General features: G+C 58.4%; 13 protein-coding genes. 5 read left to right on the forward strand and 8 right to left on the reverse strand.

Annotated features, from left to right (window positions below; all coding sequences use genetic code 11):
• Positions 1-56 precede the first annotated feature (56 nt).
• Positions 57-479, reverse strand: coding sequence for a DUF3757 domain-containing protein (locus M8Q45_RS27445; RefSeq protein WP_249877158.1), 423 nt, complete (start codon positions 477-479; stop codon positions 57-59).
• Between the two features lie 301 nt (positions 480-780).
• Between M8Q45_RS27445 and M8Q45_RS27450 the strand changes: the two genes are divergently transcribed.
• Positions 781-1356 carry a DUF2780 domain-containing protein gene (locus tag M8Q45_RS27450; RefSeq protein WP_249877159.1) on the forward strand — a complete coding sequence of 192 codons (576 nt, stop codon included), beginning with the start codon at positions 781-783 and terminating at the stop codon, positions 1354-1356.
• A gap of 125 nt (positions 1357-1481) precedes the next feature.
• Here M8Q45_RS27450 and M8Q45_RS27455 read toward each other — a convergent pair whose 3' ends face one another.
• The gene (locus tag M8Q45_RS27455; RefSeq protein ID WP_249877160.1) at positions 1482-2606 is read right to left on the reverse strand and encodes an RHS repeat-associated core domain-containing protein; all 1125 of its coding nucleotides are present in this window, start codon (positions 2604-2606) and stop codon (positions 1482-1484) included.
• A gap of 80 nt (positions 2607-2686) precedes the next feature.
• A complete protein-coding gene (gene yihG / locus M8Q45_RS27460; RefSeq protein ID WP_249877161.1) occupies positions 2687-3580 on the reverse strand; it encodes a 1-acylglycerol-3-phosphate O-acyltransferase, YihG family in 894 nt (297 codons plus the stop codon).
• Between the two features lie 394 nt (positions 3581-3974).
• Here yihG and rloA2 point away from each other — a divergent pair, with 394 nt between their 5' ends.
• Positions 3975-4481: a retropepsin-like aspartic peptidase RloA2 gene (rloA2, locus tag M8Q45_RS27465; protein WP_079302906.1), complete on the forward strand. Its 507-nt coding sequence runs from the start codon at positions 3975-3977 to the stop codon at positions 4479-4481.
• Between the two features lie 91 nt (positions 4482-4572).
• Here the strand turns inward: rloA2 and M8Q45_RS27470 are convergent, their stop codons facing one another.
• Positions 4573-5655: an RHS repeat-associated core domain-containing protein gene (locus M8Q45_RS27470; protein WP_249877162.1), complete on the reverse strand. Its 1083-nt coding sequence runs from the start codon at positions 5653-5655 to the stop codon at positions 4573-4575.
• Between the two features lie 179 nt (positions 5656-5834).
• Here M8Q45_RS27470 and creB point away from each other — a divergent pair, with 179 nt between their 5' ends.
• The 3 genes from creB to creD all read left to right on the forward strand — a co-directional run bounded on the left by creB (position 5835) and on the right by creD (position 9533).
• Positions 5835-6515, forward strand: coding sequence for a two-component system response regulator CreB (gene creB, locus M8Q45_RS27475; protein ID WP_249877163.1), 681 nt, complete (start codon positions 5835-5837; stop codon positions 6513-6515).
• Positions 6515-7933 carry a two-component system sensor histidine kinase CreC gene (gene creC / locus M8Q45_RS27480; RefSeq protein ID WP_249877164.1) on the forward strand — a complete coding sequence of 473 codons (1419 nt, stop codon included), beginning with the start codon at positions 6515-6517 and terminating at the stop codon, positions 7931-7933. The genes creB and creC overlap by 1 nt, the downstream gene beginning before the upstream one ends.
• Positions 7934-8159: 226 nt before the next feature.
• Positions 8160-9533 carry a cell envelope integrity protein CreD gene (gene creD / locus M8Q45_RS27485; RefSeq protein WP_249877165.1) on the forward strand — a complete coding sequence of 458 codons (1374 nt, stop codon included), beginning with the start codon at positions 8160-8162 and terminating at the stop codon, positions 9531-9533.
• A gap of 198 nt (positions 9534-9731) precedes the next feature.
• Here the strand turns inward: creD and M8Q45_RS27490 are convergent, their stop codons facing one another.
• The 4 genes from M8Q45_RS27490 to M8Q45_RS27505 form a co-directional block, all read right to left on the reverse strand.
• The gene (locus tag M8Q45_RS27490; protein WP_249877166.1) at positions 9732-10361 is read right to left on the reverse strand and encodes a glutathione S-transferase; all 630 of its coding nucleotides are present in this window, start codon (positions 10359-10361) and stop codon (positions 9732-9734) included.
• 74 nt (positions 10362-10435) lie between these two features.
• Positions 10436-11734, reverse strand: a complete 1299-nt coding sequence (locus M8Q45_RS27495) for an MFS transporter (protein ID WP_249877167.1) — start codon at positions 11732-11734, stop codon at positions 10436-10438.
• A 338-nt stretch (positions 11735-12072) separates the two neighbouring features.
• Positions 12073-12255 (reverse strand): hypothetical protein, encoded by a 183-nt coding sequence (locus tag M8Q45_RS27500; RefSeq protein WP_249877168.1) that lies wholly within the window; start codon positions 12253-12255, stop codon positions 12073-12075.
• On the reverse strand, positions 12252-13382 hold the full coding sequence (locus tag M8Q45_RS27505) for a PepSY-associated TM helix domain-containing protein (RefSeq protein ID WP_249877169.1): 1131 nt from the start codon (positions 13380-13382) through the stop codon (positions 12252-12254). Before M8Q45_RS27505 ends, M8Q45_RS27500 begins: the two co-directional genes overlap by 4 nt.
• Positions 13383-13578: the final 196 nt, after the last annotated feature.

Consider the following 13578-nt stretch of genomic DNA (forward strand, 5'->3'; position numbering starts at 1 on the left):
ATGGCAGGGTGCTTCGAGCGGCTGTGCTGGAACAGTGACGCGGTTGCCGTGACCGATCAATAGACCAAGTTGAAGTAGTCGCTTTCCATTAATCTGCACATTCGTATGTCCGCGCTTTCGCAGCGATTGCTCACCCATTTTGACAATTTCGGTTTGAGGATCTGTTGATATCCCAACTTGAGGTTGATAGCGCCGTACCTGCATGTGATGGTCGCGCGGGAGGGTGTCTGCTCGTTCCCGTCGTCCTTATGAATCACGTACTCGGCGCCTTCGAATTGCAACGATACCGGGTCGACCACGTCCACCAGGCTTTCGCTTTTCCATTCGTGGTCGTCCTGTACATCGACGAAGAAAACGTCTTCCACCGATTCAATGTTTCTACGGATGTCAGTAACGGCGGGGCACGTTACTTCGCCAGCATGGACATGGCCGAGGATTAGCCAGAGCATCACCGCGCCTCCAGCCAGTATTTTTTGCATATGCCTGACTCCAGGGCTCAGTCCAACGATCGACGGCTTTGGTCGGGCGGGCTACTGTCAAGGTTCACAATGATTTATGTAAATTTAGAACTGTATAGGGATGTTTGGTAACTCTTTGCTATATAAAAAAGCGCGGTTTTCGTTAAATCAGACGTTTCTTACAGCTTTGGAAGATTTTTCTGTAGTGGCTATTGGCCGGTCATGTATTGCATTTAGGAACAAATTCCGTCCGCATCAGTCCAACACACGCTTTACGCCGCTCTTCCTGGGCGGCTTTTTGGTGCTCAAGAGGATGTCCCGGATGAAGGTTTCACGAGGTTTTGCACTGTCTTGGCTGCTGACACTGGCCGCCAGCCCGGCCTTCGCGCAGTTCAGCTTCAGCGATGCAGCCAGTGTGGTGTCGGCGATGCAAGGCCATTCAGGTCAGGAAGAGGGCGTCGTTGCCGCTGCGCCGAAAGCTGCCGGGCTGCTCAACACCTTGGGATCGGAACTCAAGATCACGCCGGAACAGGCCATCGGCGGTGCCGGCGCGATGCTGGGGCTGGCGAAGAATCGGCTCAGTGAGCCGCAGTTCGCCGAGTTGAGCAAAAGTGTGCCGGGGCTGGATCAGATCGCCGGCAACAGCGCTATAGGTGGGCTCAATGGCCTGAGTGGCTTGCTCGGTGGCGGGTCGGACAAGAATGCGCTGCTCGACGGCTTGCTGGGCAACGTCAAGGACACCGGCGACCTGAACAATGCCTTCAGTGCGCTGGGCATGGACAGCGGCATGATCGGTCAGTTTGCCCCGATCATCTTGCAATACCTCGGTCAACAGGGCGTGGCGGGTTCGTTGCTGCAGAATCTGGGGGGAATTTGGGGGAGTGGTGCGGGGGTTTGAGGGTGTGGCGACATCGAAAATCCGCCAGGCAACCATCATAATCTCAAGCTGAAGTAGTCGGTGTTCACTCGTCTGCAGGTGTTGGTGTCCCGGCTGGTGCAACGGTCGGACGCCGAGGGCAAAGATTAATAAGGAGCTTCGAAAGAGTTAAATCGGATGGTTTTCTGTTTTTCGTGAATGGCCTTTATGTAGATTAAAGGATAAGCGGGTTCTTTGATGATGATCTGAATATGGTCCTTTAATTCGGTATTTAACTCAGTGTTAAGGGTGTAATCCCTGCCAGGTTTTAGGGTGTTAAAATTTTTGGTATAAACACCAAACACTTGAGGGGTGCTAGTTTCTGCTCGCTTTGAAGACCTAGCCCATCCTGTCGCTGATTCGTAGTCTGGGGTTATATAAAAGCCTCTGCCACTATCGATACCATTTCTTGAACCTACGTATTGAGGATTTAAACCTTTCGTCAGGCTTGTTTCATGTTCTTTTGTTGAGCCGTGATACCCCATCAGTTCATCCCTTCCGCTCTGGTTGGAAGTGCTGTCGCCTGCTTTTCGCTCGGTAGCGAATAACGAATCTGACGGATCGGAGGGTCTTCTTGCCATCCGAGTGCCGTTGATTCTTTCTGGTAGCGGTGTTTGCACTTGCGTAGCGAAAATTCTAGCTGTCCTGATCGTTGGTCTTGGCGGAACAAGTGGGGCGGTGCTTAAAAGCTTCGAGAGCATATGGCCCGTTGGATCGTTCTGATTAATCGAATCCCCCTCGCAGTATCCGTAGGCATTCAATCCACCTTCCCCAAACGGGCTCAAACTATCCGGACTATTAAACCGCATCAACACCGGATTGAATGCCCGATACCCATTCCCCAACAAATAATGCCCCGTCACCGGGTCCGGCCGTTCGCCGTTAAACCCAAGCAAACTGAGCAAACCATTTTCCGCCGGGCGATGGCCGTAAGGGCTATAAGCAAGTGGATGAACCCGGTTCGCATCGAGCACATTCAACACCGACCGCCGCTGATCAGTCGCCAGCAGGTCGGTCTCCACCTTCATGTCCTCGCGCCGAAGTTGCGCCAACAACTGGTCGTCATGCTGAAAGACGCTCCGCTGCACCGCGCCCTGTATCTCCGTCGCCAAACGGCTCTTGCAGTAAAACCGCTGAATACCCACCTCAGCGCAAGGTGCGCAATCGACCAGGCGATCCAGCGGGTCGTAGCGGTAGCGGCACAATACGGTTTCACGAGGCGCAACAGGCATGCTCTGAACTCCGTGCAAGGACCAAAAAGCCGGGCCTCCAGCATCGGAGCTTTTTCAGCCGCTGCCTACTATCAGAACTGTTAGGTTTCACTCCTTTCGTTGCGCAATTGGGCGATGCGTCGGTCCTTTTCAGTCCAGAGCTGATTAACCCAATCCTGCACCTGCAGGCGAAATACCGGGTCGTTTTCGTAGTCGCCTTGCCACAGTGTGGGGGCCAATTCGCGGGTCTGGATGTCGATGATGACCCTGGGCACCGCGCCGCTGATCAAGTCCCAGAACCCGGGAATGCGTTGCTGCGGATAGACCACGGTCACGTCCAGCACCGCGTCCAGCTGCTCACCCATGGCCGCCAGCACGAACGCCACGCCACCGGCCTTGGGCTTGAGCAGGTGGGTGAAGGGGGATTGCTGTTGTTGGCTTTTGGCGGCAGTGAAGCGGGTACCTTCGAGGTAGTTGACCACGGTGACCGGTTGGCGCTTGAACAGCTCGCAGGCGGCCTTGGTGATTTCCAGGTCCTTGCCGGCCAGTTCCGGGTTTTTCGCCAGGAACGCCTTGGTGTAGCGCTTCATGAACGGGTAGTCCAGCGCCCACCAGGCCAACCCCAGGAACGGCACCCAGATCAGTTCCTTCTTGAGGAAGAACTTGAAGAACGGCGTACGCCGGTTGAGGGTCTGGACGAGAGCGGGGATGTCCACCCAGGATTGGTGGTTGCTGATCACCAGGTAAGACGTATCGCCGCGCAGGTCCGCGCCGCCGCGGATGTCCCAGCGGGTGGGGATGCACAGGGCGAAGATCAGCTTGTCGATCTCGGCCCAGGTCTCGGCGATCCACATCACCGCCCACGAGGCATAGTCGCGAAAGCGCCCGGGCAGGATCAGTTTGAGCAGGGCGAACACCATCAGCGGCCCGAACAGCACCAGGGTGTTGAGCAACAGCAGCAGGGTGACGAAACAGCCGGTGAGCAGGCGGCGCATAGATGACTCTTGCAAACAGGTGGGCGGGCCATGATAAGCAAGCTTCGGGCGGCAGGCCAAATCGGTGTGGACGAAAGTTTCACGTTGGCCAGGGTAGGTTGGGAGCGCTTTGTGTAGGAGCTGCCGAAGGCTGCGATCTTTTGATCTTTTGATCTTTTGATCTTTTGATCTTTTGATCTTTTGATCTTTCGCTTGAGATTCAAGTGTCCTTGAAAGATCGCAGCCTCGTTGCACTCGGCAGCTCCTACACAGCTCCTACACAGCTCCTACAGCGCTCCTACAAAGCTCCTACAGGGCCCACGGGAGCAATCCCTGGCCACAGCTGTGCGATCAACCGAACGAATTCACCAGCCACGGTCTAAAAAACCACGCCCACAATGGAAGCCCTAACTATATGAAATCAGTTCTAGCCCTGCTTTCCCTGGTGGCCCTTCCAGTACTGGCCGCCGAGCCGACCCTGTACGGGCGCTACGAATACATTGCGCTGCCGGAAATCGGTGGCGAAGTGCTCAAGGCCAAGATGGACACCGGCGCCCTGACCGCCTCGCTGTCAGCCAAGGACATCGAGACCTTTACCCGTGACGGCGATGATTGGGTGCGGTTCCGCCTGGCGACCAAGGATGCGAGCAACAAGGTCTATGAGCACAAGATCGCCCGCATCAGCAAGATCAAGACCCGTTCCGAGGAAGATGAAGAAGACGACGAAAAGATCGCGCCCACCAAGCGCCCGGTGGTCGATCTGGAGTTGTGCCTGGGTAACGTCAAGCGCACGGTCGAGGTCAACCTGACCGACCGCAGCAGTTTCAATTACCCCTTGTTGATTGGGGCCAAGGCGTTGCGTGAGTTTGGCGCGGCGGTGAACCCGGCGCGGCGGTTTACGGCGGATAAGCCGGATTGTTGATGGGGTCGCCAGAATGCGAGCGAGGCCCTGAGAAATGATCGATATTTCGGGACTTGGGCGACCTGATGTTGATGTTTTAGTGCGATGGACGTTATTGGCGGATTTCCTTGAGTAAATCAATGCCGGTAAAGTTTTTGATATATTCGGCGCGCTTGATATTGGCTAGGTAAACATCTTGATAGTCAGTTCTTTTGAGCGGCGTACTTGGGTTTTTTAAATTAAACGTTTTGATCTTGTGAGTATTGTTTGCTTTTTTAAAGTGGGCTATGGTTGCGTCAAAGTGGGCCGTGTCGAGTAGTGTGCTTCCGTTGATCTGGATTTCATGTTTAACGCTTGGGTCCGGGTATTTTTCAAAGCCATAACCTTGTTTTGCGAGTTCGTAAGCCTTTGAACTTTGCTCTAGATCGGTCATGTTGTCGTTTATGGTGTAGCTGTTTTGATTTTTTAAGAGTTTTTCGTTGGCGGTTATGGTGTGTGTTCTATTTTTTAATGAAGCATAATATTTTCTTTGACTGGTCCGCAGTGTCATAATCCTTCTATGACTTTTAGCTGATTTTGATATCGCCCCTGTAGGCGCAATCAAACTTTTAAGGAAATCATCGATCCCTGGTGTGATGAGTGACATGTTTACTGGGATTTTTATATGTCCTGTAGGGTCCGTCCAATTAATCGGATCTCCTACGCTATACCCGTAAGCATTCAACCCACCCTTTCCGAACGGACTCAAATTATCCGGACTATTAAACCGCATCAACACCGGATTGAACGCCCGATACCCATTGCCCAACAAATAATGCCCCGTCACCGGGTCCGGCCGTTCGCCGTTAAACCCAAGCAAACTGAGCAGCCCGTTTTCCGCCGGACGATGTCCATAAGGGCTATAGGCAAGTGGATGAATCCGGTTCGCATCAAGCACATTCAACACCGACCGCTGCTGGTCAGTCGCCAGCAGGGCGGTCTCCACCTTCGCATCCTCGCGCCGACGTTGCGCCAGTAGCTGATCGTCGTGCTGAAACACGCTACGTTGCACCGCCCCCTGTATCTCCGTCGCCAATCGGCTCTTGCAATAAAACCGCTGGATATCGATCTCAGCGCAAGGCGCGCAATCGACCAGGCGATCCAGCGGGTCGTAGCGGTAGCGGCACAATACGGTTTCGCGAGAGGCGGCCGGCATCGACTAATCTCCATCTGATGTCCAAAAAACCGGTCTTAAGCATCATCCGTTTTCCAACACTTGCCTACTATCAGAACGGTTAGTCCTGACCGCCAACACCTGACAAATTCGACTGCCGATTGACTCCCCCCAAACCTTGCGGCACCGTTCCGGCAACTTTACTGCCGGGCCCGCAAGCCATGCCTCATATCCTGATTGTCGAAGACGAAGCCGCCATCGCCGATACACTGGTGTTTGCCCTGCAAGGGGAGGGGTTTGACACCGCGTGGCTGAGCCTTGGTGCGGCGGCCCTCGAACACCAGAAAAACACCCCCGCGGACCTGATCATTCTCGATGTGGGCCTGCCGGATATCAGTGGATTCGAGACTTGTAAAAAACTCAGGCGTTTCAGCGACGTTCCGGTCATCTTTCTGACAGCCCGGGATGGCGAGATCGACCGGATCGTGGGCCTGGAGATCGGTGCCGACGATTACGTGGTCAAGCCCTTCAGCCCCCGCGAGGTGGCGGCCAGGGTCCGGGCGATCCTCAAGCGCGTGGCGCCGCGTCCGGCGGCGGAGGTGGGCACGGCGCTGTTTCAGGTCGATGCCGACCGTGTGCAGATCAACTATCGCGGCACACCGCTGAACCTCACCCGTCACGAGTTCCGCCTGCTCAATTGCCTGCTGGAGCAACCTGAGCGGGTCTTCAGCCGCGAACAATTGCTCGATGCCCTGGGCGTGGCCAGCGATGCCGGCTACGAGCGCAGCATCGACAGCCACATCAAGAGCGTGCGCGCCAAGCTGCGCCTGGTCCGGGCCGAGGCCGAGCCGATCCAGACGCATCGGGGCCTGGGCTACAGCTACAGCCCGGGGCACAGCTGATGTCGCTGGGGATCCGGATTTTCCTGGTGTATGTGCTGTTTATCGCCTTGACCGGTTACTTCGTGCTCAACACGGTCATGGAGGAAATCCGCCCCGGCGTGCGCCAGTCCACCGAAGAAACCCTGGTGGACACGGCCAACCTGATGGCCGAGATCCTGCGGGACGATTTCAAGGCCGGCACCCTCAACCAGAATCGCTGGCCGCAGTTGCTCAAGGCCTACGGCGAGCGCCAGCCGGCGGCGACGATCTGGGGCTTGCCGAAAAACCAGGTCAGCCATCGCATCTATGTCACCGATGCCAACGGCATCGTGGTGCTCGACTCCAGTGGCGTGGCGGTGGGACAGGATTATTCGCGCTGGAACGACGTTTACCTGACGCTGCGCGGCCACTACGGCGCTCGCTCGACCCGCAGCGTTGCCGATGATCCGACGTCCTCGGTGATGCACGTCGGCGCGCCGATCCGCGACAACGGCCGCATCATTGGGGTCGTCACCGTCGCCAAGCCCAACAGTTCCTTGCAGCCTTATGTCGATCGCACCGAGCGGCGCCTGTTGATCTATGGCGCCGGCTTGGTCGCCCTGGGCTTGTTGCTGGGCGGCTTGTTGTCCTGGTGGCTCAGCGCGGCATTGCGGCGCTTGACGATCTACGCCCAGGCGGTCAGCCAGGGGCGGCGGGTGGAGGTGCCGCATTATCGCGGCGGCGAGTTCGAGCAACTGGCGGGCGCTGTGGAACACATGCGCACGCAACTGGAAGGCAAGGCTTACGTCGAGCGTTATGTGCATACGCTGACCCACGAGCTCAAAAGCCCGCTGGCGGCGATTCGCGGGGCCGCCGAGCTGCTGCAAAGCGACATGCCCGCCGCCCAGCACCAACGCTTCGTCAATAACATCGACAACGAAAGTGTGCGCATGCAGCAGTTGATCGAACGGTTGCTCAACCTGGCCCAGATCGAGCAGCGCCAGGGGTTGGAAGAAGAAGTCGCGGTGCCGCTGGCGGCGTTGACGGACGAGCTGCTAGAAGCGCGTGGCGGCTGGATTGAAAGTCGCCAGTTGACGGTTGAACAGCATATCGCTGCCGACCTGACGCTGACCGGTGAACCGTTCCTGTTGCGCCAGGCCTTGGGCAATCTGCTGGAAAACGCCCTGGATTTCACCCCCGTCAACGGTCGGCTACGTATCAGCGCCGAGCGCAACGGGAACCGCGTCGAGATCCGCCTGTTCAATCAGGGCGCGCCGATTCCCGACTACGCGCTGCCACGCCTGAGCGAGCGCTTCTACTCCCTGCCGCGCCCGGACAGCGGCCGCAAGAGCACTGGCCTGGGGCTCAACTTCGTGGAGGAAGTGGTGCAGTTGCATGGGGGGCAATTCAGTATTGGCAATGTCGAGGGTGGGGTTGAGGTGGTGCTGAGGTTGCCCTGAAACCCCATCTGCTATCTGATAAACACGACCCTTTGTGGGAGCGAGCTTGCTCGCGATAGCGGTGGATCAGCTTGTATTTATGTTGCCTGGAACCCCGCTATCGCGAGCAAGCTCGCTCCCACAGAGGTTCCTGGTTCTGGTTCTACACACAATCTCCACAATCGCTCCATAAGGCCAACACACAGCCACCCCAGACTCTCCCTCATTCGAACAGGGAGAGCCCCACATGAACCGCAGTCTCGCCATAAAACTGGGCATGATCGCCCTATTGATTCTCTTGTTGATGATCCCGTTGTTGATGATCAACGGGCTCATTGATGAGCGCCAGGAACTGCGTGACGGTGTGCTGCAGGACATCGCCCGCAGCTCCAGCTACAACCAGCAACTGATCGGGCCGATGATCGTGGTGCCGTTTCGCAAGAGCGTGAAGGTCTGGAATACCAACGAGAAGACCGGCGTGCGTTTCCTGGAAACCGTCGAGCGAGCAGGTGAGTTGTATTTTTTACCGGAGCAGTTTGAACTCGACGGCCAGATCCGTACCGAAACCCGTGCCCGGGGCATCTACGAAGCGCGCTTGTTCCATGCCGATAACCGGATCGATGGCCGCTTCAAGGTGCCTGAGCGCTATGGTGTCGCGGCCAAGGACTTTGCCGATTACCGCTTCGACGAGCCGTACCTGAGCGTCGGCATCAGCGACATTCGTGGCATCGAGAATGCGCTGACCCTCACGCTGAACCAGAAGACCGTTGATTTCCTGCCTGGCTCGCGCCTCAGCTGGTTGGGGCAGGGTGTGCACGTGCCGTTGCCGATGATCACTGCCCAGGGCAGCCCCGAGCTGACTTTCGGCTTCGACCTGCGCTTGCAAGGCACTGGCGACCTACAGATTCTTCCGGTGGGCAAGACTACCAAAGTGCACCTGTCCGCCGACTGGCCGCACCCCAGCTTCATCGGCAACTACTTGCCGGTCAATCGCGAGATAAACGAGCAGGGTTTCAATGCTGATTGGCAGACGTCGTTTTTCTCCACCAACCTCTTGGAGACGCTTCAAGCCTGCGTGCCCACCGATGGCTGTGAAGCGTTCCGCAGTCGTGCGTTCGGCGTGAGTTTCGTCGATCCGGTGGACCAGTACCTCAAGAGCGATCGAGCGATCAAATATGCGCTGCTGTTCATCGCGTTGACCTTCGCCGGGTTCTTTCTCTTCGAGGTGCTCAAGAGCCTGGCGGTGCACCCGGTCCAATATGCGTTGGTGGGCGTGGCCCTGGCGTTCTTCTATCTGTTGCTGCTGTCGCTGTCGGAACACATCGGCTTCACCTTGGCGTACCTGGTGTCGGCCAGTGCCTGCGTGGTGTTGATCGGATTCTACGTCTGCCATGTGCTCCGTAGCGTGGGCCACGGCCTGGGCTTTTCGGCGGGATTGGCGGGGCTGTATGGCTTGCTTTATGGCTTGTTGAGCGCCGAGGACTACGCACTGTTGATGGGATCGCTGCTGCTGTTCGGCCTGCTGGGCGTGTTCATGGTGCTGACCCGCAAGCTGGACTGGTACGGGGTGGGCGCGAAACCGGCGGCGGCGATGAGCTTCGATCTGGGAGAGGTGAAATGAGCCGGTCGCTGGGGTTGCGTGAGGATCAGCGAGAGAGAGAAAAGTTGGTGATGCTGATTACTGGGTTGTTTCCTCTGGATCCGGTGCGCTGCCATCGCGAGCAAGCTCGCTCCCACAGGGGATCCCGGTGGCCCAAACAAAGCAACCCAATGTGGGAGCGAGCTTGCTCGCGATGAGGCCGGATCAGCCAATACAGAACTAGACCCTGGGCACCGTCTCGGCCAGTGAAGGTCGCAGGCTCACCTCGGCAAACCACGCCGCCAGTTGTGGATTGGCCTTGCGCCATTCCAGGTCCGGGTGGCGCAGGTCCAGGTAACCCAGGGCGCAGGCGACGCTGATGGAAGCGATGTCGAAATGGCTCGCCAGTTCGGCAATCGCCTCGGCTTCGAGCATGGCCAGGGCGCGACGTATCTTGTCCCGTTGCGCATCGAGCCATTCGTCCCAGTGTTTTTCCACAGGGCGCAGCGCGGTCTCATAACGGATCATCACCGCCGCGTCCATGATCCCATCGGCCATTGAGGCCAGGGTCAGGCGCCGCCAGCGTGCCGCGCCATCCCGAGGGATCAGCGGGTTGCCGACGTGCTGGTGGTCGAGGTAATCGAGGATCACGCGGCTGTCATGGATCACTGTCCCGTTGGCCAGGCGCAGGGCCGGGATCTTGCTCAACGGGTTTTCATCGATCAACGCGCGGTCCGGCTTGACCGGCGTGAGCAGGCTCAGTTGCAACGCCACGCGGTCTTGCTGGCCAGTCTCGTGCAGCAGCACCAGGACCTTGCGGACAAAGGGCGAAGCAGGGTTGTGGAACAGCGTCATGTTGGGGGTGGACATGGTGACGTCTCGATCAGGGGGCGTGTTGCGCAGCATAGCGCGACCGAGACCAGGTGGCTCGGTCGCGCCGTGCATCAGGCTGCTGGTTGCAGCGCTTGCGCCTCGGGCTGCGGCGTAGTCGGCTGATGCTTGAGTTCTCGGGCAACGGTCCAGACGATAAACGCGGCAACCACGTCGAAGATCGCCAGCAGCACGAACAGCGGGCTGTAGCCGATCTTCGTCACCATGACGCCGAACAACAGCGTGAAGGCGGCAGCGCCCAGGTAACCGAACATCCCGCCCATGCCCGTCGCCGTGGCGACTTCGTTCTTGCCGAAGGAGTCGGAGGTAATGGCGTACAGCGCACCGGAGAGTGTCTGGTGGGCAAAACCGCCGACGCAGAGCAGGGCGATGGCCGTGTACGGACTGGCGACGAGGCCGATGCAGGCTGGGCCGATCATGCAGGAGGCGCCAAACAGCAGGACCATCTTGCGGGACGTGAACAGCGACACCTTGCAGTACTTATGGAAGAACGGGCTCAGGTAGCCACCCAATACGCAGCCAAGGTCGGCGGCCAGGAAGGGCAGCCAGGCAAACATCGCGATCTCCTTGATGTTCATGTGCCGCTCGGTCATCAAGTACAACGGAATCCAGGCGTTGAACGTCTGCCAGGCCGGCTCCGAGAGGATCCGGGCGCTGGCGATGGCGTAGAAGTTGCGGCTGGCGATGATGCGTTTCCAACTGCCTTTTTTCGGCGTCGGGTCCTGGAAGTGGGCTTCCTGTCCGCTGAGGATGTAATCGCGCTCGGCGTCGCCCAGGAGCTTCTGGTCACGCGGATGCTTGTAGAAGACCAGCCAGAGGAAAGTCCAGGCCACGCCCAGGCCGCCGACGATCAGGAACGCCAACTCCCAGCCGCTGTTCAGGATCGCCCAGACCACCAGCGGCGGCGCCAGCACGGCGCCGATCGACGAACCGATGTTGAACCAACCGATCGCCACCGAGCGTTCCTTGGCCGGGAACCATTCGGTGGAAGTCTTCACTGCGGCCGGCAACCCGGCGGCTTCCGTCAGGCCAAGCAGCCCGCGGAAAAACGCCAGGCCCTGCCAACCGGAGGCCATTGCCGCTGCGGCGCAAGCGATGGACCAGGCAAACGCGAATATGGCGAAGCCCATCTTGGTGCCGATGGCATCGATGATGTAGCCGGCCACCGGTTGCATCAATGCGTAACAGATCTGCCAGGCCACGACGATGTGGGAGTATTGCTCGGTGGAGATGCTCATTTCGCTCATCAGCGTCGGAGCGGCCACGGAAAGGGTGTTTCGAGCCAGGTAGTTGACCATCAGGCCGGCCGTGACCAGGCCGACCATCCACCAACGGATGCCTTTGATTTTCATCACTTCACCATCAATTATTTTTGGATTTGGTGTCTTCGGTGCAGCATGGCTGCGAGAGGACGTCAGCCGGCGACGGCGCGGGCGATATACGTCAGGAAGCGGCGAGAGGTGGAGATTTCGGAGGCTGATCGACTGCGGGTCATTTCGCCTTTCACTCGGATATTTGTTATTAGGATGCGTTGTAGGTTGTCGTACAACTTGCGCCTTTATAAGAGTGCAAGGATTAATTTGTCAACAAATATGTCAGAGATTGCCTGGCCGGAAACCATCGTCGTTGAGGTTGGCGTCGTATGACGTGGGCGGGGGGCGGGCGTCAGATCGATTCCTGACGCCTGTCTTCAGCGGCGGCGTGGGAGCAATCCCCATACCGCCAGCACGGAGGGTATCCCCAACCCGACCCAGCTCACGGCGTCCCACATGCCATCGCCGAGCAAGGCGCTGAACAATCCGGCGGCGCAAAGCACGCCGATTGCGCTGGGGATCCCGAATACCTTCCAGAAATTCGACTGCCGAGGCCTCACGACGTGACCTCCGCACCGACAGTCGCGCGCTTGGCGGCTTTACGTCGAACGATCCACAGGTAGACGCCGCTGCCCAGGACAATGATGGTCAGCACATCCAGGGTCGCCCAGAAGATTTGCATCGGCCGGCCGCCGTAGTCGCCGAAATGCAGTGGCAGGGACAAGCTCATCATGTCCATGTACCAGGGCCGTTCAGCCACGGCGGTGACGTCCAGGGTGCTGGCGTCGATCAGGACCGGCGTCAGCAAATGGGAGGTCAGGTGGGTGCTGCCTTTCATGAACACACTGTAATGGTGCTCGCTGGAAAACAGCGTGCCCGGGAAAGCGATGAAGCTCGGCTCCATGCCTGGCGCGACCGCCTTGGCAATGTCCAGCAAACGGGTTGCCGGGGCCAGTTCGGTCAGTGGCGGGGCGTTGCGATAGGGTTCGACCATGGCGCTGAGGCTGTCGTTGCGCCACGCGGCGATGATCAAGTCGGCGCAGGCTGCGATCACGCCAGTGACGCCAACGGTCAGTGCCCACACCAGCGTGACCACGCCAATCAGGTTGTGCAGGTCGAGCCAGCGCAGGCGTGTGGATTTGTCCTGGCGCACCGTGGCGAATGTCAGGCGTCGCATGAATGGCAAATACAGCACCACGCCGGAGACGATGGCGATCACGAACAGCAAACCCATGAACGCCAGCAGCAACTTGCCCGGCAAGCCGGCGAACATGTCGACGTGCAGGCGCAGCATGACCATCATGAAGCCGCCGTTGGCCGAGGGCATTTCCAGGGCTTCGCCGGTGCGGGCATCGAGCATGAAGGTGTGGGACGCGTTGGGTTCGGTGCCTGGCGTCGGCGCCATGATGGTGATGATGCCGTTGGGATCGTCCTCGTCCCAGCCAAAATACTGGACCACCTCGCCCGGGCGATGGGCCTTGGCTTTTTTCACCAGTTGGGCAAGGTCCAGCGGTGGCGTGCCGGCCGGCATTTCCCGAAATTCCGGGGCGTCGCCCAGCAGATGCTCGATTTCATGGTGGAAGATCAACGGCAGCCCGGTGATCGCCAGCATCAGCAGGAACACTGTGCAGATCAGGCTGGTCCAGGTGTGGACGAAGGACCAGCGGCGGATGGTTTTGCTTTTCATGATCGGTCCGAATGCATAAAGGGTGACGATGCTTGGAGTCATTCAGTCAGCAGTGAAACCTGTGGGGGCGAGCCTGCTCGCGAAAGCTGTGTTCCAGTCAACATCAATGTTGACTGTTACGCCGTCTTCGCGAGCAGGCTCGCTCCCACAGGGATTTCATCTGACTGATTGAGCTCAGTTGCAGGTGCCCTCAGAA

Source organism: Pseudomonas sp. T1.Ur, from assembly GCF_023516725.1.
Lineage (GTDB): Bacteria > Pseudomonadota > Gammaproteobacteria > Pseudomonadales > Pseudomonadaceae > Aquipseudomonas > Aquipseudomonas alvandae.

Excerpts from the sequence above, each read along its gene's own strand:
- M8Q45_RS27455 (WP_249877160.1), bottom strand. The coding sequence starts at position 2,606 with ATGCCTGTTGCGCCTCGTGAAACCGTATTGTGCCGCTACCGCTACGAC.
- M8Q45_RS27495 (WP_249877167.1), bottom strand. The coding sequence starts at position 11,734 with ATGAAAATCAAAGGCATCCGTTGGTGGATGGTCGGCCTGGTCACGGCC.
- M8Q45_RS27445 (WP_249877158.1), bottom strand. The coding sequence starts at position 479 with ATGCAAAAAATACTGGCTGGAGGCGCGGTGATGCTCTGGCTAATCCTC.
- yihG (WP_249877161.1), bottom strand. The coding sequence starts at position 3,580 with ATGCGCCGCCTGCTCACCGGCTGTTTCGTCACCCTGCTGCTGTTGCTC.
- M8Q45_RS27450 (WP_249877159.1), top strand. The coding sequence starts at position 781 with ATGAAGGTTTCACGAGGTTTTGCACTGTCTTGGCTGCTGACACTGGCC.
- creD (WP_249877165.1), top strand. The coding sequence starts at position 8,160 with ATGAACCGCAGTCTCGCCATAAAACTGGGCATGATCGCCCTATTGATT.
- creC (WP_249877164.1), top strand. The coding sequence starts at position 6,515 with ATGTCGCTGGGGATCCGGATTTTCCTGGTGTATGTGCTGTTTATCGCC.
- M8Q45_RS27490 (WP_249877166.1), bottom strand. The coding sequence starts at position 10,361 with ATGTCCACCCCCAACATGACGCTGTTCCACAACCCTGCTTCGCCCTTT.
- M8Q45_RS27505 (WP_249877169.1), bottom strand. The coding sequence starts at position 13,382 with ATGAAAAGCAAAACCATCCGCCGCTGGTCCTTCGTCCACACCTGGACC.
- creB (WP_249877163.1), top strand. The coding sequence starts at position 5,835 with ATGCCTCATATCCTGATTGTCGAAGACGAAGCCGCCATCGCCGATACA.
- M8Q45_RS27470 (WP_249877162.1), bottom strand. The coding sequence starts at position 5,655 with ATGCCGGCCGCCTCTCGCGAAACCGTATTGTGCCGCTACCGCTACGAC.
- rloA2 (WP_079302906.1), top strand. The coding sequence starts at position 3,975 with ATGAAATCAGTTCTAGCCCTGCTTTCCCTGGTGGCCCTTCCAGTACTG.